At 71.7% G+C, this 17,753-nt stretch carries 15 protein-coding genes; 6 read left to right on the top strand and 9 right to left on the bottom strand.

The annotated features are described in order from the left end of the window. Positions 1-70: 70 nt before the first annotated feature. From CMN_RS12865 to CMN_RS12855, 3 genes are all read right to left on the bottom strand, one after another. The gene (locus CMN_RS12865; protein ID WP_165583292.1) at positions 71-1,612 is read right to left on the bottom strand and encodes a DEAD/DEAH box helicase; all 1,542 of its coding nucleotides are present in this window, start codon (positions 1,610-1,612) and stop codon (positions 71-73) included. 236 nt (positions 1,613-1,848) lie between these two features. Then, on the bottom strand, positions 1,849-2,496 hold the full coding sequence (locus tag CMN_RS12860; protein ID WP_015491213.1) for a DUF1684 domain-containing protein: 648 nt from the start codon (positions 2,494-2,496) through the stop codon (positions 1,849-1,851). Positions 2,497-2,549: 53 nt separating this feature from the next. Next, positions 2,550-3,110 carry a hypothetical protein gene (locus CMN_RS12855; RefSeq protein ID WP_015491212.1) on the bottom strand — a complete coding sequence of 187 codons (561 nt, stop codon included), beginning with the start codon at positions 3,108-3,110 and terminating at the stop codon, positions 2,550-2,552. A 69-nt stretch (positions 3,111-3,179) separates the two neighbouring features. Here CMN_RS12855 and CMN_RS12850 point away from each other — a divergent pair, with 69 nt between their 5' ends. From CMN_RS12850 to CMN_RS12840, 3 genes are read left to right on the top strand one after another with little or no spacing between them, the layout of a single operon-like run. Beyond that, a complete protein-coding gene (locus tag CMN_RS12850; protein WP_015491211.1) occupies positions 3,180-3,680 on the top strand; it encodes an EVE domain-containing protein in 501 nt (166 codons plus the stop codon). Continuing rightward, positions 3,664-4,254, top strand: a complete 591-nt coding sequence (locus CMN_RS12845) for a 2-phosphosulfolactate phosphatase (RefSeq protein ID WP_015491210.1) — start codon at positions 3,664-3,666, stop codon at positions 4,252-4,254. Before CMN_RS12850 ends, CMN_RS12845 begins: the two co-directional genes overlap by 17 nt. A 20-nt stretch (positions 4,255-4,274) precedes the next feature. Continuing rightward, complete coding sequence (locus CMN_RS12840) at positions 4,275-4,670, top strand: DUF427 domain-containing protein (protein ID WP_487249726.1); 396 nt, start codon at positions 4,275-4,277, stop codon at positions 4,668-4,670. Between the two features lie 28 nt (positions 4,671-4,698). Here CMN_RS12840 and CMN_RS12835 read toward each other — a convergent pair whose 3' ends face one another. The 6 genes from CMN_RS12835 to CMN_RS12810 are packed head-to-tail and all read right to left on the bottom strand — an operon-like array spanning position 4,699 to position 9,261. Continuing rightward, complete coding sequence (locus CMN_RS12835; RefSeq protein WP_015491208.1) at positions 4,699-5,382, bottom strand: CGNR zinc finger domain-containing protein; 684 nt, start codon at positions 5,380-5,382, stop codon at positions 4,699-4,701. After that, a complete protein-coding gene (locus CMN_RS12830; protein ID WP_015491207.1) occupies positions 5,379-5,885 on the bottom strand; it encodes a SprT-like domain-containing protein in 507 nt (168 codons plus the stop codon). Before CMN_RS12830 ends, CMN_RS12835 begins: the two co-directional genes overlap by 4 nt. A gap of 36 nt (positions 5,886-5,921) precedes the next feature. Next, positions 5,922-6,452 (bottom strand): hypothetical protein, encoded by a 531-nt coding sequence (locus CMN_RS12825; RefSeq protein ID WP_015491206.1) that lies wholly within the window; start codon positions 6,450-6,452, stop codon positions 5,922-5,924. 10 nt (positions 6,453-6,462) lie between these two features. After that, entirely contained in the window at positions 6,463-7,635 is a 1,173-nt protein-coding gene (locus CMN_RS12820) for a PQQ-dependent sugar dehydrogenase (protein WP_015491205.1), read from the bottom strand. 46 nt (positions 7,636-7,681) lie between these two features. After that, positions 7,682-8,539, bottom strand: a complete 858-nt coding sequence (locus tag CMN_RS12815) for a spermidine synthase (protein WP_015491204.1) — start codon at positions 8,537-8,539, stop codon at positions 7,682-7,684. Positions 8,540-8,592: 53 nt separating this feature from the next. Beyond that, entirely contained in the window at positions 8,593-9,261 is a 669-nt protein-coding gene (locus CMN_RS12810) for an MBL fold metallo-hydrolase (RefSeq protein WP_015491203.1), read from the bottom strand. A 305-nt stretch (positions 9,262-9,566) separates the two neighbouring features. Between CMN_RS12810 and rpoB the strand changes: the two genes are divergently transcribed. From rpoB to CMN_RS12795, 3 genes are all read left to right on the top strand, one after another. Next, positions 9,567-13,055: a DNA-directed RNA polymerase subunit beta gene (gene rpoB / locus CMN_RS12805; RefSeq protein ID WP_015491202.1), complete on the top strand. Its 3,489-nt coding sequence runs from the start codon at positions 9,567-9,569 to the stop codon at positions 13,053-13,055. 48 nt (positions 13,056-13,103) lie between these two features. After that, positions 13,104-17,003 (top strand): DNA-directed RNA polymerase subunit beta', encoded by a 3,900-nt coding sequence (locus CMN_RS12800; RefSeq protein ID WP_015491201.1) that lies wholly within the window; start codon positions 13,104-13,106, stop codon positions 17,001-17,003. Positions 17,004-17,188: 185 nt separating this feature from the next. Next, on the top strand, positions 17,189-17,668 hold the full coding sequence (locus tag CMN_RS12795; RefSeq protein WP_231853788.1) for a hypothetical protein: 480 nt from the start codon (positions 17,189-17,191) through the stop codon (positions 17,666-17,668). The last annotated feature ends 85 nt before the right edge of the window (positions 17,669-17,753 follow it).

Below are 17,753 nucleotides of genomic sequence, written 5' to 3'. Positions count from 1 at the left end.
CGACGGAGGGCCCCCGTCCGTGGACGGGGGCCCTCGATGTCACGCCGGCGCCGGGTGCGCGCCGTGCGGTCTAGCGTCCGCTGGAGACGCGGCGGTGCGTGCGCTCGCGACCGCCGGCCGCGGCGCCGCCGGACGCCGCGGGGCGCTCCTGGCGGGGGCGGGCGGAGGCGACGGACGTGCCGCCGCCGAAGCCCTCGGACGAGGTGCTGAAGTTGCGGGGCGCGCCTCCGCGCTGACCGCCCGATGCGCCGTCGCGGCGACCGGACGAGGCGCCGTCACGACGACCGCCGCCGACGGGCGCGCCGTCGCGGGCCGCGCGCTTGCGCTGCGCGTTGGCGCCCTGCGAGCGTCCGCCGCCGTTCGCGCGGCCGCCCTGCGACTGGCGCTGGGTGGACTCGCGCACCGACTTCGTCTCGCGCGGCGCGGGCTTCACGTACGCCGCGACGGCGCCCGTCAGCTCGGCGACGGCGGGGGAGGACTCGGTGACCTGCTGCGGCGTGACGTGGATGTCGGCCTTGCGCATCAGGAGCTGCACGTCCTTGCGCTGCGCCGGCAGCATGATCGTGACGACGTCGCCCGCGGAGCCCGCGCGCGCCGTGCGCCCCGAGCGGTGCAGGTACGCCTTGTGCTCGGCCGGCGGGTCGACGTGGATCACGAGCTCGATGTCGTCGACGTGCACGCCGCGCGCCGCGACGTCAGTGGCCACGAGGACCTTGACGTCGCCCGCGGAGAACGCGGCCAGGTTGCGGTCGCGGGCGACCTGCGAGAGGTTGCCGTGCAGGTCCACCGACGGGATGCCCGCGTCGGTGAGCTGCTTCGCGAGCTTCTTGGCGTGGTGCTTGGTGCGCATGAAGAGGATGCGGCGGCCGGAGCCCGAGGCGAGCTTCTGCACGAGGAGGCGCTTGGCCTCGACGTCGGTCGTCTCGAACACGTGGTGCGTCATGGCGGCGACGGGCGAATTCGCCTCGTCGACGGAGTGCAGCACCTGGTCGTGCAGGTAGCGGCGCACGAGCTTGTCCACGCCGTTGTCGAGCGTGGCGGAGAACAGCATGCGCTGGCCGGTGTTCGGGGTCTTGTCGAGGATCCGTGTGACGACGGGCAGGAAGCCCAGGTCGGCCATGTGGTCGGCCTCGTCGAGGACGGTGATCTCCACGGCGTCGAGGTTCACGAAGCCCTGCTTCATGAGGTCCTCGAGGCGGCCGGGGCAGGCCACGACCACGTCGACGCCGGCCTTGAGGGCCGCGACCTGGCGCTGCTGCGAGACGCCGCCGAAGATCGTCGTGGTGGTGAGGTCGTACGCCTCCGCCAGCGGCGCCATCGCGGCGGTGATCTGCGTGGCGAGCTCGCGGGTCGGCGCGAGGATGAGGCCGAGCGGGCGGCCCGGACGACGACGGCCGCCGGCGAGGCCGCCGCCGAGGCGCGCGATCATCGGGATGGCGAACGCCAGCGTCTTGCCGGAGCCCGTCTTGCCGCGGCCGAGCACGTCGCGGCCGTTCAGGGTGTCGGGGAGCGTGTCCACCTGGATGGGGAACGGCGTGGTGATGCCGTTCGCCGTGAGGGCGGAGACGAGGGGGGCGGGCACGCCGAGCGCGCCGAAGCTGTCAGTGGTCATGCGGGGGAGTTGCCTTCCAGGCAGGGGTCCGCCCCGGTGTGCGTTCTCGGGATGTGCGTGAGGCGCACGGAAGCGGAGGATGGCGAAGGCGCCGATGGGCGCATCCGTTCGCCGTAAGAAAGATGTCACTCGGCCCCGTCGGCCTGTGCGGCGATCTGATCGGGGTGAGGAGGGAACGCGTTCTCTCGACGCAGGGAGCACGGTGATGTGCTCGCAAGTCCTCACACCATAGCAGGTCAGGCCGGGGAGAAGCCCATCTCGCCCACGGGGACCTCGAATCCGAGCACGTTGCCGGCCGGCGCGAGGGGGCACGCCCAGGCCGGGTCGTAGGCGCACGACGGGTTGTAGGCGAAGTTGAGGTCGACCACGATCGAGCCGGGCGCGCCCTGGCCGAGGTCGGATCCCTTCACCGTGTCGAGCAGGTAGCGGCCGCCCCCGTAGGTGCCGCCCGCGCGGCGGTGCGACGCGTCCTTGACGGGCAGGTGCAGGCCGCCGCCGTAGCTCGCGAGGCGCCAGACGTCGAGGCTGCCCGCGTCGCGTCCGTCGGCGGCGGGGATGTGCACGGATCCGAGCAGCTCGAACGGCACGACGCCGTCGGTGCCCGTCTCGACCTCGTGGCGCTCCTCGCCGCGGTCGTCGTGGATCTCCAGCTCGAACCGCCAGGCCGGGTCGTAGTCCACGACGTCCAGCCGGTCGAAGTCCGCGCGGTGCTCGGGCAGGAGCGGCGTGGCCGGGTGGCTGCGGAACATGTCGTCGCGCGTGCGGCGCCAGAGCGCGTGGGCGGCGGCGGGATCCGTCTGCGCGACCCAGCGCACCTCCGCGTACATCTCGAAGGTACGGCGGCGCCAGTCGGCGACGTGGAGGGCGGTGACGGCGGAGGGCATGCGCCCACCGTACGCGTCGGCTCGCGCCGGGCGCCTCGACGGGGCGCGGGCCGTCAGCGGGCGGACAGGCCCGCGTCGTCGGCCGGGGCGGCGTCCGCGTCGGGTTCGGCGGCGGGCTCCCAGTCGTACGCCCACGTCGGCGCGAGCTGGCGCAGGCGGAACGCGCGCCACTGCCAGAAGGCCCAGAAGGTCGGCCACATCGCGGGGCCGAGGAGCCCGGCCTCGAACTCGAGCTGGTCGCGGAAGAGGGTCTTGACGCGGCCGTCCGCGTCGGGGCCGGCGGGATCCGCCGAGACGGCCATGCTGTGCCGCATGCTCGTGGGGATCGACATCAGCCCGGAGAGCCCGTGGCCGTCGTCGCGCACGATGCGCACCCCGTCGACGCGGGGCTTCATGTCGCGGAGGCGGATGCTCTGGCGTCCGGCGGTGAACGGCCCGGCCTGCATCGCGGCGACGTGCTCGCGGCCGTCCCAGCTGCTGGGGAAGCCGTCGTCCTCCAGCGGCACGAAGTCGACGAGCGGGCCCGCGACCTCCCGCATGACGGTGGGCGAGTGGAGCGCGCGCCAGGCGGCGTCGGGATCGCAGTCGAGGATGGTCTTCAGCAGCACGCGCATGACCCCAGTGTGCTCCGCGCGGCTGGGCGCGCCCGGCGTCCCGCCGCCGTGGGACAGGATGGGACGGACATGATCAGGTACTGGGTGGGCGTCGTCTCGCGCGACCGCGTGCTCGACGGCCTGGACCTCGGCATCGCGCAGGTCAACCGCGGCGCCCGCGCGCCCGTCGAGCGCCTCGGCGAGGCCGACGGCTTCGTCTACTACTCGCCGCGCGAGTCGTACCCGGACGGCCCGCTCCTCCGCTCGTTCACCGCGATCGGCCGGGTCGCCGACGCCGCGCCGTACCAGGGCCGCGTGGGCGAGTGGCGGCCGTGGCGTCGGCGGATGGACTGGGACCTCGGCGCGGTCGACGCCCCCATCCGCCCGCTCGTGCCCGTGCTCGACTTCACGCGCGACTCGCTCGAGTGGGGTCGGAAGCTCGCGCCGGGGCTCCTGGAGATCACCCGCGACGACTTCGAGGTGATCCGCCAGGCCATGCGCCGCGGGGCGCCCGAGCCGTCGCGCCGCGTCATCCGCGGAGGGTCCGGGCCGTGGACGCCCGTAGCATCGGATCGTGACCTCCTCCGCTGACGCCGCGCACCCCGACCCGTCGACGCAGGCCCGCTACCAGGTCCGGCTCGACGGCGGCGTGGCCGGCGCCCGCCGCATCGCGGGCGGTGCCGACGTCATCGTCTGGGTCGACGCCCTGCCCTCCGTGCCGCCGCCCACGCCCGCCCGCCGCGACGAGGTCCTCGCGACCATGCCGGCCCGGCCCGCCGTCGTGAGCGCCGGCCTCGCAGACGCGGCAGCCGTCGCCGACCGGATCCTCGCCCTCCAGACCGCGCTCGGCCGCCGCGCGTACGTGGCCGTCATCGCCGCGGGCACCGTGGAGGCCGACGGATCCTGGCGCGCGTGCGCCGAGGACCAGCTCGCCGCGGGTGCCGTGGTCGATGCGCTCGCCGCCCTCGGGATCGACGCCACGTCGCCGGAAGCTGCCGTCGCGTGCGCCGCCTACCAGCAGCTGCGGCCGGCCGTCGGGCACCTCGTCACCGCGAGCGTCTCGGCGCGCCGGCTCGACGACGCGGGCCACGACGGGCTGGTCGCCGCGGCGCTCGCCGCGGGCCCCGCCGACGTGGTCGTGCACCGCCTCCACCGCGACGCCTGAGCCCGCGCGCCATCCGCCCGATGTCCGCCCGGAATGGGCGCCCAGGAGCGCGTGTTCCCCTTGGGCATCAGGCGCCGCACCGTCACGACGCCACGGAACCGGAAGGTCATCACATGAAGGCAGTCATCAACGGCGTCACCGTCGCCGAGGCCCCGAAGGACGAGCTCATCGAGATCGAGGGCAACTGGTACTTCCCGCCGCAGAGCGTCGACATGTCGCTCCTCGCGGAGACCAGCACGCCGTACCACTGCCCGTGGAAGGGCGACACGCAGTACTTCTCCGTCAAGGACGGCGACACCGTGCTGCAGGACCGCGCCTGGTCGTACCCGACGCCCATCCCGTCGTCGTTCGACCGCGTGGGCCGTGACTACAGCGGCTACGTCGCGTTCTGGAAGGAGGTCCGCGTCAGCGAGTGACGCGGATCCGCGACGACGGCCCGGGGGCTCAGGCGCCCGGGCCGTCGTCGTCCCCGGGGGCAGGCGCCGCCGCGGGGCGCACGGGCGCCACGCGCGCCGGGATCCCCGTCCGCCGCTCCCGCAGCTGCCGGGCGCGGTGGGCGCGCACCTTCGCGCGGTTGCCGCAGCGCCGCATCGAGCACCAGCGCCTCGTGCCCGAGCGCGTCGTGTCGAGGTAGAGCACGGTGCAGTCGTCGGCCGAGCAGCGGTGGATCCGCTCGGATCCCGCCCCGAACACCACCACCGCGTCGCGCGCCGCCGACGCGAGCGCCTGCGCGGGCCGGGCGAGGGCGCGGCCGGCCTGGCGGGATCCGCCGCCGAGCGCCGGCGGCAGGTCGGGCGTGGCCGCGTAGAGGTTGAGCACGTCGACGTCGCGCGGCGCCGGCTCCCCGCCGTCCGCGATGGCCGCCGCGATGTCGCCGATCGCCTGCCGGAGGGTGCGGGCGTCCGCGAGGTCGCGCTCGCCGGGCTCCGACACGGGCGCGAGGTGCTCGCTCAGCCACGCGCCGAGGGCCGCCGTGTCGGGGAGCGTCTCGCGCGGCTCCGGATCCCCGAGCGCACCGGTGTACGCGAGGTCGAGGCTCACGGCGCCCGTGTCGAGGAACCAGCGCAGGCCGTCGGGGTCGGTGATCCACTGGCCGGTGGGCCGCTCGGATCCCGGCGCGCGGCTCACGCGGCGCCCTCGCGCCGATCCGGCGCATGGCGCGTCGCGGCGGCGCCCGACGGCACGTCCCGCTTCGTCCACGCGATGAGGTGCGCCCGGTCGAACCGCCTCGAGCACAGCCCGCAGGCGAGCGGCCGGGTCGGCTTCCGGTAGCGGAAGTGCGCGTGGCCGGACGGGCACGCTCCCACCCAGGGCGCGAGCTCCTCGGCGACGGCGCCGGAGTGCAGACGTGACCCCTCGTAGCCGAGCTCGGCGGCCACCTCCTTCCACTTCGGCCCGTGCCCCGCGCGGGATCCGGCGAGCGCGTGCGCGACCTCGTGCAGCAGCACCTGGTGGATCTCGTCGTCCTCGAACCGCCCCGCGAGGTGCCGCGAGACCGTGATCCTCTTCTCGCCGTAGTGGCAGGCGCCGGCGCGCGTGCGGGCGTGGTCGAACGCGAACGTCCACGAGGGGTCGAGGTGGAGCGCGATCAGGGCCTCGGCCCAGATCCGCACCCGGGCGAGGTCAGCCACGTACGGCCGCCGTCGACCGGGAGGCGAGCGGGCCCATCACGCGGGCTGGGCGGCGATGCGCTCCTTGGCGACGTCGATCGCGAGCGCCGAGCTCTCCAGCTGATCGCTCGGGAGGCCCTCGCGCGTGCGCAGCGTGTACGCGTCCTCGAAGTCGGAGAGCGCGAGGCGGTAGTCGCCCCGGTCGAAGTGCACCTTGCCGCGGTGCTGCAGCGCGAACGCCTCCAGCGCGTACCACTCGTGCGCGCGGGCCTCGTCGACGCAGCCGCCGAGGTCCTGCAGCGCGATGTCGAGCTTGCCCCGGTACTGCTGCACCTGCGCGCGGCGGATGCGGCACGCGAGCAGCGTCTCCCGGTCGCCCGTGAAGCGCGCCTGGCGGACGGCCGCGTTCGCCATGTCCCACGCCTCGTCGAGCCGGCCGAGCATGCGCAGCAGCGCGACCTTCTCGGTGATGGCGGAGAGGCTGCGGAGGGCCTCGAGGTCGTCCAGGCGCTCGCCGGCCGCCCGCAGGTCCACCTTCTCCCGGAGGGTGTCCCTGTCGTAGCCGATGATGATCGCGGTGCCTGTCACGAGGTAGAGATTATCCCGCCTGGATCGGCATGAGCTCGACCCGGAGCAGCTTGTCGTCGCCCGCGCGAGGGGTGCCGCGGCCGTCGGTGTTGCCGGTGAGCATGCGCAGCGAGCCGTCGGGCGCGGCCTGCACGTCGCGGATCCGCCCGAATTCGCGCGTATAGAACTCGGTCACGCGGTCGTCCGGGATGGGGTCGGTGACCACCGCGCCCGGCCGGATCACCCAGAGGCGCTGGCCGCCGAGGCCCGCCATGAAGATGGTGTCGCCGGTGATCGCGATGCCGCTCGGGCTCGCGTCGTCGGTGGCCCACTGGCGGACCGGGTCGATGTACGCGTCGTCCGTCGCTCCCTCGACGACCGGCCACCCGTAGTTCCCGCCGGGCTCGATGAGGTTCAGCTCGTCCCAGGTGTCCTGGCCGAACTCCGCCGCCCAGAGGTTCCCCTCGGCGTCCCACGCGATCCCCTGGGGGTTGCGGTGGCCCATCGAGTAGACGGGGGATCCCGGCGTCGGGTTGTCCGCCGGCCCCTGCCCGTCGGGCGTGAGGCGGAGGATCTTGCCCGCGAGCGAGATCCGGTCCTGCGCGGCGTCGCGGAGGTTCGCGTCGCCCGTGGTGGCGTAGAGCATGCCGTCGGGGCCGAACGCGATGCGGCCGCCGTTGTGGGTCGTGTCGCGGGGGATCCCCGTCACGATGTCCTCGGCCGCCCCGAGCCCGAGCGATCCCGGATCGCCCGTCACGTCCATGCGCACGATGCGGTTGTCGGTGGAGCTCGTGAAGTAGGCGTAGAGCTGCGTGGCGCCGTCGGCCTCGCGCACCGCGATCCCGAGCAGCCCGCCCTCGCCCTGCGGCCCCACGCCCGCGATCGTGCCGGCGACCCGCGTGGTGCCGTCGTCGAGCACCTCCACGATGCGCGACGTGTCGCGCTCGCTCACGAGCAGGGCTCCCGACGGCAGCTCCGCGACGGACCACGGCGAGACGAGGTCGGACGCGACGGCGGTGGGCGTGCCCGACGGTGCGACGCCCACCGGGTCGGCGTTCGTGCTGGTGGGCGAGGGCGCGGGCGGTTCGGTGGCGCGCACGTCCACGGGCGAGCCGTCGTCGTTCGTGCAGCCCGTCAGCGCGACGAGGGCGGCGAACCCGAGCGCGGCGACGCGCGCCGGGCGGGTGCGGGAGCGGCGGTTCATGGTGACTCCGGTGGATCGGCGGGCCTCGATGCCCGGGGGAGGCCGGTCAGGGCTTCGTCTGGAAGATGCTGCGGGCGGGGGAGGGGGACGGCACGGCGGTGGCGTCGGTGACGACGGAGGCGCCCGCGATGAAGTCGGCGAGCTCGCGCCCCTCGACGACCTTCGCGGGATGCGGACCGCCCGCGAGCAGGCGCGGCACGAAGTCGAGCGGCAGGGGCGTCGCGGACGCGGCGAACACGACGTTCCCGAACCGCCGGCCCTTCAGGACCTGCGTCTCGGCGAGCGCGGCCACGTGCGGCAGCACGTCCTGGATCGTCGCGGCCTGGCCGCGGGCGAAGCGGAGCCCGTGGCCGTCGGCGACGTTGACCGTCATGATCCCGCCGGGCGCGAGGAACGCCGCGGCCTCCGCGTAGAAGTCGCGGCTCGTGATGTGGGCGGGCGTGCGGGCGCCGCTGAAGACGTCCACCACGACGAGGTCGACGGATCCGCGGAGCCCCTGCGGCAGCCGGCCCATGACCTCGCGCGCGTCGCCGTACCTCAGCCGGATGGATGCCTTGCGCGACCACGGGAGGTGCTCGCGCACCAGGTCCACGAGGTCCTGCTCGAGCTCGATGACCTGCTGGCGGGATCCGGGCCGCGTCGCCTCGACGTACCGCGGGAGGGTGAGCGCGCCGGCGCCGAGGTGCAGCGCGGTGACGGGCTGGCCGGGATCGCCCAGGAGGTCGATGACGTGGCCCATGCGCTGCACGTACTCGAAGAACAGCTCGCCCGGGTCGTCCATGTTGACGTGCGACTGCGGCGTCCCGTCGACCACGAGCTGGTAGGCCCCCGGCACGAACCGGTCGGGCTCGATGACGGCCCGGTGCCCGCTGAGTGACAGGACGGTCGACGGGTGCTCGGGCATCTCCTCAGCCTAGGCGTCCGCCCGGCGCCGGGGCCCGGCCGCCGGGCGTCCCGTCACCAGCCGCGCGAGCGCCACTCCGCCAGGGATCCACGCTCCGCGCCCAGCGTCGTCGCGTCGCCGTGGCCGGGGTGCACGTGCGCGTCGTCGGGGAAGCGCGCGAAGACCCGCTCCTCCACGTCGTCCATGAGCTGCCGGAAGCGGTCGGCGTCGCCCTGCGTGTTCCCGACGCCGCCCGGGAAGAGCGAGTCGCCCGTGAAGAGGTGCGTGCTGCCGTCGCCCGGCTGCAGCACGAGCGCGACGCTGCCGGGCGTGTGCCCGCGGAGGGCGATCACCGCGAGCTCGACGCCGCCGAACGCGACGCGGTCGCCGTGCGTGAGGCGCCGGTCGGCGTCGACGGGCAGGTCGGCGGCATCCGCGTCGCCCACGGCGGACGCGGCACCCGTCGCGTCGAGCACGGCCGCGAGGGCGCCGTGGTGGTCGGCGTGGCCGTGGGTGGTGACGACGACGGCCAGGCGGCCCACGGGATCCGGCTCCGCCACGAGGGCCAGCAGCCGCTCGACGTCGGCCGCCGCGTCGACGAGGAGGCGCTCGCCGGAGTCGAGGTCGGTGAGGAGGTACGCGTCGTTGTCCATCGGCCCGACGGAGGCCTTCCGGATCTCCACGTCGCCCGCCGTGTGCACGTGCGAGGGGCCGCCGGGGGACACGTGCCAGGGTGCGTTCATGCCCCGACGCTACGCGGGCGGAGCGGTCCTGCGGCAGGGCAGCCGGACGTTATACACCGAGACACGCCGAGGATGCAAGATTCCGCTGGACATGGCGCGTCGCGACCCGTATGGTGATCCTTTGCGCTCCCACTCCCTTTTGCCTTCATATTGCGGTCGGTCATCGTGTGCGCTCGGGTCCATCCCGAGCCCATCCCGCGAGGTGTGGCGAGCAACTCCATCAGGATCGGCACGGGTCACGTCCCAGGTCGGTCTCGGCGTATCGACGACATCGGAGCCCGACGGGGCCCACGGAGGTAATTTCCTTGGCTGCTGCGCGCAACGCAACTCCCACTCCCCAGAACGGTCGCGACGCATCGCGGCTCTCGTTCGCGAAGATCACTGACACCCTCACCGTCCCCGACCTCCTCGCCCTGCAGACCGAGAGCTTCGACTGGCTCGTCGGCTCGGACGCGTGGAAGAAGCGCGTCGAGGAGGGCACCGCGCAGGGTCGTACCGACCTGGCGCTCAACTCCGGCCTCGAGGAGATCTTCGAGGAGATCTCCCCCATCGAGGACCTGGGTGAGACCATGCAGCTCGGGTTCACCAACCCGTACCTCGAGGAGCAGAAGTACTCCATCGACGAGTGCAAGGAGCGCGGCAAGACCTACTCCGCTCCCCTCTACGTCGAGGCCGAGTTCATGAACCACCTCACGGGTGAGATCAAGACCCAGACGGTCTTCATGGGCGACTTCCCCCTCATGACGGAGAAGGGCACGTTCATCATCAACGGCACCGAGCGTGTCGTCGTGTCCCAGCTCGTCCGCTCGCCCGGCGTGTACTTCGAGCGCCAGCAGGAAAAGACCTCCGACAAGGACATCTACTCCGCCCGCGTCATCCCGTCCCGCGGCGCCTGGCTCGAGTTCGAGATCGACAAGCGCGACCAGGTCGGCGTGCGCATCGACCGTAAGCGCAAGCAGTCGGTCACCGTGTTCCTGAAGGCCCTCGGCCTCACGAGCGAGCAGATCCTCGAGGAGTTCAAGGGCGTCGCGTCCATCGAGCTCACGCTCGAGAAGGACTCCATCCTCACCAAGGAGGAGGCCCTCAAGGACATCTACCGCAAGCTCCGCCCGGGCGAGCAGGTCGCCGCCGAGGCCGCCCGCGCGCTGCTGGACAACTTCTACTTCAACCCGAAGCGCTACGACCTGGCGAAGGTGGGCCGCTACAAGATCAACCGCAAGCTCGGCATCGACAAGCAGCTCACCGACTCGGTGCTGACGGTCGAGGACATCCTCGCGACCATCAAGTACCTCGTCTCGCTGCACGCGAACGAGACGAAGATGAACGGCACGCGCGACGGCAAGCCCGTCGAGCTGCGCCTCGACGTGGACGACATCGACCACTTCGGCAACCGCCGCATCCGCGCGGTCGGCGAGCTCATCCAGAACCAGGTCCGCACAGGCCTGTCCCGCATGGAGCGCGTCGTCCGCGAGCGCATGACCACGCAGGACATCGAGGCCATCACGCCGCAGACCCTGATCAACGTGCGCCCCGTCGTCGCCGCGATCAAGGAGTTCTTCGGCACGAGCCAGCTGTCGCAGTTCATGGACCAGAACAACCCGCTCGCGGGCCTCACCCACAAGCGCCGCCTCTCGGCGCTCGGCCCGGGTGGTCTGTCCCGTGAGCGCGCCGGCGTCGAGGTCCGCGACGTCCACCCGTCGCACTACGGCCGCATGTGCCCCATCGAGACCCCCGAGGGCCCGAACATCGGCCTGATCGGCTCGCTGGCGTCCTTCGCCCGCATCAACTCGTTCGGCTTCATCGAGACCCCGTACCGTCGCGTCGTCGACGGCGTGGTCACGGACACGATCGACTACCTCACGGCCAGCGAGGAGGACGAGTTCCTCGTCGCCCAGGCCAACGCGCCCCTCACGAAGGACTTCCGCTTCGCGGAGGACCGCGTCCTCGTCCGCCCCAAGGGCGGTGAGGTGGAGCTCGTCGCGAAGGAGAACGTCCACTACATGGACGTCTCCCCGCGCCAGATGGTGTCGGTCGCGACCTCGCTCATCCCCTTCCTCGAGCACGACGACGCGAACCGGGCCCTCATGGGCGCGAACATGCAGCGTCAGGCCGTCCCGCTGCTGCGCAGCGAGAGCCCGCTCGTCGGCACCGGCATGGAGGGCTACGCGGCGATCGACGCCGGCGACGTCCTCACCGCCGACGCCTCGGGCGTCGTGCAGGAGGTGTCGGCCGAGGTCGTCACCATCCAGCTCGACGAGGGCGGCACGCAGACCTACTACCTGCGCAAGTTCGACCGCTCCAACCAGGGCACGAGCTACAACCACCGCGTCCTGGTCTCGGCCGGCGACCGCATCGAGGCCGGCGAGGTCATCGCCGACGGCCCCGCCACGGAGAACGGCGAGCTCGCGCTCGGCAAGAACCTGCTCGTCGCGTTCATGCCGTGGGAGGGCCACAACTTCGAGGACGCGATCATCCTGAGCCAGAACCTGGTCAAGGACGACACCCTCTCCTCCATCCACATCGAGGAGTACGAGGTCGACGCGCGCGACACCAAGCTCGGCAAGGAGGAGATCACCCGCGACCTCCCCAACGTCAGCCCGGAGCTGCTCGCCGACCTCGACGAGCGCGGCATCATCCGCATCGGCGCCGAGGTCCGCCCCGGCGACATCCTCGTGGGCAAGGTCACGCCGAAGGGCGAGACCGAGCTCAGCGCCGAGGAGCGCCTGCTGCGCGCGATCTTCAACGAGAAGAGCCGCGAGGTCCGCGACACGTCCCTGAAGGTGCCCCACGGCGAGCAGGGCACGATCATCGGCGTCAAGGTCTTCGACTCGCAGGACGGCGACGACGAGCTGGGCTCGGGCGTCAACCAGCGCGTCGTGGTGTTCATCGCGCAGAAGCGCAAGATCACCGAGGGCGACAAGCTCGCCGGCCGTCACGGCAACAAGGGCGTCATCTCCAAGATCCTGCCGGTCGAGGACATGCCGTTCCTCGCCGACGGGACCCCGGTCGACGTCATCCTCAACCCGCTCGGCATCCCCGGCCGCATGAACTTCGGCCAGGTCCTGGAGACCCACCTCGGGTGGATCGCCAAGCAGGGCTGGGAGGTCGAGGGCAAGCCGAAGTGGGCCGAGCGCCTGCCGGACCACGCGCGCCAGGCCCCGGCCGGCACGAAGGTCGCCACCCCGGTGTTCGACGGAGCGCTCGAGGAGGAGATCGCCGGCCTGCTCGACTCGACGACGGTCACCCGCGACGGCGACCGCCTCATCGGGTCCAGCGGCAAGACGCGCCTGTTCGACGGCCGCTCCGGCGAGCCGTTCCCCGAGCCCGTCTCGGTCGGCTACATGTACATCCTGAAGCTGCACCACCTGGTGGACGACAAGATCCACGCGCGCTCGACGGGTCCCTACTCGATGATCACGCAGCAGCCCCTGGGCGGTAAGGCCCAGTTCGGCGGCCAGCGGTTCGGCGAGATGGAGGTCTGGGCGCTCGAGGCCTACGGCGCCGCGTACGCGCTGCAGGAGCTCCTCACCATCAAGTCGGACGACATCCTCGGCCGCGTGAAGGTGTACGAGGCCATCGTCAAGGGCGAGAACATCCAGGAACCGGGTATCCCCGAGTCCTTCAAGGTCCTGATCAAGGAGATGCAGTCCCTCTGCCTGAACGTCGAGGTCCTCTCTGCCGACGGCCAGGCGGTCAGCCTGCGCGACACGGATGACGAGGTCTTCCGCGCGGCGGAGGAGCTCGGCATCAACATCTCCACCCGCTTCGAGTCGTCCAGCATCGACGACATCTAAGCCCGCTCAAGACTTTCGACTCGAAGCTTTCCAAGGAGAGAAGGAAAATTGCTCGACGTAACAACTTTCGATGAGCTGCGGATCGGCCTGGCCACGGCCGACGACATCCGCCGCTGGTCGCACGGTGAGGTCAAGAAGCCCGAGACCATCAACTACCGCACGCTGAAGCCCGAGAAGGACGGCCTCTTCGGAGAGCAGATCTTCGGACCCAGCCGCGACTGGGAGTGCTCCTGCGGCAAGTACAAGCGGGTGCGCTTCAAGGGCATCGTCTGCGAGCGCTGCGGCGTGGAGGTCACCAAGTCCGCGGTCCGCCGCGAGCGCATGGGCCACATCGAGCTCGCCGCGCCCGTCACGCACATCTGGTACTTCAAGGGCGTGCCGTCGCGCCTCGGCTACCTGCTCGACATGGCGCCGAAGGACCTCGAGAAGGTCATCTACTTCGCCGCCTACATGGTGATCAGCGTGGACGAGGACGCTCGCCACGAGGACATGCCGGGCCTCGAGAACGAGCTCCGGCTCGAGATCAAGACCCTGCAGGACCAGCGCGACAGCCAGATCGCCGAGCGCCTCGGGCGTCTCGAGACCGACCTGGCCGCGCTGGAGGCCGAGGGCGCGAAGAGCGACCAGAAGCGTCGCGCGAAGGACAGCGCCGAGAAGGAGATGGGTCAGACGCGCAAGGCGTTCGACGAGGACATCTCGCGTCTCGAGCGCGTCTGGGAGGAGTTCCGTAGCCTCAAGGTCGGCGAGCTCAAGCCCGAGGACGCCGTCTTCCACGAGCTGCAGGACCGCTTCGGCATCTACTTCGAGGCCCACATGGGCGCCGAGGCGATCCAGAAGCGCCTGGAGGCCTTCGACCTCGAGGCCGAGGGGGAGCTGCTCCGCGAGCAGATCGCCACCGGCAAGGGCCAGAAGAAGATCCGCGCCATCAAGCGCCTGCGCGTCGTCAGCTCCTTCCTCGCCACCGGCAACTCGCCGGCCGCGATGGTGCTGCAGGTCGTCCCGGTCATCCCGCCGGAGCTGCGCCCGATGGTGCAGCTCGACGGCGGCCGCTTCGCGACCAGCGACCTGAACGACCTGTACCGCCGCGTCATCAACCGCAACAACCGCCTCCGTCGTCTGCTGGATCTCGGCGCCCCCGAGATCATCGTCAACAACGAGAAGCGCATGCTGCAGGAGGCCGTCGACGCGCTGTTCGACAACGGCCGCCGCGGTCGTCCCGTTACGGGCACCGGCAACCGCGCGCTCAAGTCCCTCAGCGACATGCTGAAGGGCAAGCAGGGCCGGTTCCGCCAGAACCTGCTCGGCAAGCGCGTCGACTACTCCGGCCGCTCGGTCATCATCGTCGGACCGCAGCTCAAGCTGCACCAGTGCGGTCTGCCCAAGCAGATGGCGCTCGAGCTGTTCAAGCCGTTCGTCATCAAGCGCCTGATCGACCTGAGTCACGCCCAGAACATCAAGGCCGCCAAGCGCATGGTCGAGCGCAGCCGCGGACAGGTGTGGGACGTGCTCGAGGAGATCATCCGCGAGCGCCCCGTGCTGCTCAACCGCGCGCCCACGCTCCACCGTCTGGGCATCCAGGCGTTCGAGCCCCAGCTCGTGGAGGGCAAGGCCATCCAGCTGCACCCGCTCGTCTGCGCCGCGTTCAACGCGGACTTCGACGGCGACCAGATGGCCGTCCACCTCCCCCTGTCGGTCGAGGCCCAGGCCGAGGCGCGCATCCTGATGCTCGCCTCGAACAACATCCTCAAGCCGTCGGACGGACGCCCGGTCACCCTGCCCACGCAGGACATGATCATCGGCCTGCACCACCTGACCACCCTCAAGGAGGGCGTCGCCGGTGAGGGTCGCGCGTTCAGCTCGGTGGCCGAGGCCATCCTGGCGAAGGACCAGCTCTCGCTGGACCTCAACGCCAAGGTGCGCATCCGCCTGCACGACATCTACTTCGGCGAGGGCGAGGCGCCCGAGGGCGTCGAGCTCGACGAGAAGGGCAAGACCGTCGGCCCTGTGCTGCTCGAGACCACCCTCGGTCGCGCGCTGTTCAACGAGACCCTGCCGGTCGACTACCCCTACATCGAGGCCGTCGCCGACAAGGGCAAGCTCTCCGAGATCGTCAACGACCTCGCCGAGCGGTACCCGAAGGTGGAGGTCGCGGCAGCGCTCGACCGGATCAAGGACGCGGGCTTCTACTGGGCCACGCGCTCCGGCGTCACGGTCGCCCTCTCCGACGTGCTGACCCCGCCCACCAAGGCGGCCATCCTGTCGGGCTACGAGAAGCAGGCCGCCAAGGTCCAGGGCCAGTTCGAGAAGGGCCTCACGACGAACGCCGAGCGTCGTCAGGAGCTCATCGAGATCTGGAACAAGGCCACCGCCGAGGTCGCCAAGGCGATGGAGGACAACCTCCCCGCCGACAACAACATCAACCGCATGGTGTCCTCCGGGGCACGAGGCAACTGGATGCAGGTCCGCCAGATCGCCGGCATGCGCGGCCTCGTGTCGAACCCGAAGGGCGAGATCATCCCCCGCCCGATCGTCCACTCGTACCGCGAGGGCCTGACGGTGGCGGAGTACTTCATCTCCACCCACGGCGCCCGCAAGGGACTGGCCGACACCGCGCTGCGCACCGCCGACTCCGGGTACCTCACCCGTCGTCTGGTGGACGTGTCGCAGGACGTCATCATCCGCGAGGACGACTGCGGCACCGGCCGCGGGCTCGACCTGCCGATCGCCACGAAGGCCGCGGACGGCTCGTCCGTCCGCGACTCCAACGTGGAGAACTCGGTGTACGCCCGCTCGCTGGCCGCGGACGCGGTCAACGAGGCCGGCGAGGTCGTCGCCCCCGCGGGCAGCGACGTCGGCGACGTCATGATCGACCACCTGATCGCGGCCGGCGTGCACGAGATCAAGGTGCGCTCGGTCCTCACGTGCGAGTCCGCCGTCGGCGTGTGCGCGGCCTGCTACGGCCGCTCGCTCGCCACGGGCAAGCTCGTCGACATCGGCGAGGCCGTCGGCATCATCGCGGCCCAGTCGATCGGCGAGCCCGGCACGCAGCTCACGATGCGCACCTTCCACACCGGTGGTGTGGCATCGGCGGACGACATCACGCAGGGTCTGCCCCGCGTGCAGGAGCTCTTCGAGGCCCGCACCCCCAAGGGTGCGTCGCCCATCGCGGAGGCCGCCGGCCGCATCACGATCGAGGACACGGATCGCAGCCGCAAGGTGATCCTGACCCCGGACAACGGCGACGAGCCGCACATCTACCCGGTGCTCAAGCGCGCGACCCTCCTCGTCGAGGACGGCCAGCACGTCGAGCTCGGGCAGCAGCTGCACGTCGGCGCCATCGACCCGAAGGAGGTCCTCCGGGTCAAGGGCGTGCGCGAGGTGCAGAAGCACCTCGTGGGCGGTGTCCAGGGCGTCTACCGCTCGCAGGGCGTCCCGATCCACGACAAGCACATCGAGGTCATCGTGCGGCAGATGCTGCGCAAGGTCACGGTCGTCGAGCACGGCGACACGGACCTCCTCCCCGGTGAGCTCGTCGACCGGGCCCGCTACAACGAGGTCAACCGCGCCACGCTGACGGAGGGCAAGAAGACCGCCTCCGCCCGCCAGGAGGTCATGGGAATCACCAAGGCCTCGCTCGCGACCGAGTCGTGGCTGTCGGCCGCGTCCTTCCAGGAGACGACCCGCGTGCTCACACAGGCCGCCATGGAGGGCAAGTCCGACCCGCTGATGGGCCTCAAGGAGAACGTCATCATCGGCAAGCTGATTCCGGCCGGGACGGGGCTCGCGAAGTACCGCGACGTCACCGTCACCGCGACGGAGGAGGCCAAGGCCGAGCGCTACCCGAACCGCATCTTCACGGATGAGTCGGTGTTCAACGAGTCCGACCTGAGCTTCGTCGACTTCGACAGCTTCAGCTCGGACGACTACACGCCCGGCACCTACAACTAGGACCGCCGGCGCGTGAGCGCACGATGAGAAGGGCCCCGCTCCGGCGGGGCCCTTCCTCGTCCCCGGGGGCGCGCGTCGCGCGCCCCCGTCCCGCGCCCGCGGGCTCCCGGGGCGGGCCCGTCCCGGCGATACAGTGGGCGGACCCGGCAGCGGCCGACGCCGGGACCCGAGGAGGCGTCGTGCGCATGCTGGAGGACGTCGTCCTGGCGTGGCGGGCGCACGCGCTGCGCTACGCGACCTGGACGCCGACCGCGTCGGGCACCGGATCCGGATCCTGCCCCGCCTGCGACGCGTCGGTCTTCACGGACCAGGAGGCCATCCCGCGGGACGCGCCCCACACGGCGATCCACCCGCTCGTCGCCGCGCTCGAGGTGGCCCGCGCCGAGGCCGCCCGCGACGCCCGCGAACGCCTCTACCGCGACACCCGCGGGCCGGTCTACCGCGACCACCCCTTCGGCATGCCCGCGTTCGTCGACTACGGGGAGCGCGAGGAGGGGATCCAGCAGGCGGTGGACCTGGCGATGGTGCGCGAGCTCGCCCCGCTCGCGCCCGTGATCCGCCAGGCCCTCGACCGCTTCGTCAACCTGCGGCTCCAGGAGCTCGAGGGCGAGATCGGGCCGGTGCCCGACGACGGGGACGGCACCGGTCCCGAGCCGCTCTTCTAGCCGTGGCGCGGGCGTTCCGACGCGGCGGCTCCGTCATACGGCGACATGGGAATACCGACACGACTAGGGCGTTGAGACCATGACG

The organism is Clavibacter nebraskensis NCPPB 2581, assembly GCF_000355695.1.
Classification (GTDB): Bacteria; Actinomycetota; Actinomycetes; order Actinomycetales; family Microbacteriaceae; genus Clavibacter; species Clavibacter nebraskensis.
Note: the sequence above shows the minus strand (reverse complement) of the source record. Positions and strands in the feature narration are given on the sequence as shown.

Excerpts from the sequence above, each read along its gene's own strand:
- CMN_RS12810 (WP_015491203.1), bottom strand. The coding sequence starts at position 9,261 with ATGAACGCACCCTGGCACGTGTCCCCCGGCGGCCCCTCGCACGTGCAC.
- CMN_RS12815 (WP_015491204.1), bottom strand. The coding sequence starts at position 8,539 with ATGCCCGAGCACCCGTCGACCGTCCTGTCACTCAGCGGGCACCGGGCC.
- CMN_RS12795 (WP_231853788.1), top strand. The coding sequence starts at position 17,189 with ATGCTGGAGGACGTCGTCCTGGCGTGGCGGGCGCACGCGCTGCGCTAC.
- CMN_RS12860 (WP_015491213.1), bottom strand. The coding sequence starts at position 2,496 with ATGCCCTCCGCCGTCACCGCCCTCCACGTCGCCGACTGGCGCCGCCGT.
- CMN_RS12840 (WP_487249726.1), top strand. The coding sequence starts at position 4,275 with ATGTCCGCCCGGAATGGGCGCCCAGGAGCGCGTGTTCCCCTTGGGCAT.
- CMN_RS12850 (WP_015491211.1), top strand. The coding sequence starts at position 3,180 with ATGATCAGGTACTGGGTGGGCGTCGTCTCGCGCGACCGCGTGCTCGAC.
- CMN_RS12865 (WP_165583292.1), bottom strand. The coding sequence starts at position 1,612 with ATGACCACTGACAGCTTCGGCGCGCTCGGCGTGCCCGCCCCCCTCGTC.
- CMN_RS12820 (WP_015491205.1), bottom strand. The coding sequence starts at position 7,635 with ATGAACCGCCGCTCCCGCACCCGCCCGGCGCGCGTCGCCGCGCTCGGG.
- CMN_RS12855 (WP_015491212.1), bottom strand. The coding sequence starts at position 3,110 with ATGCGCGTGCTGCTGAAGACCATCCTCGACTGCGATCCCGACGCCGCC.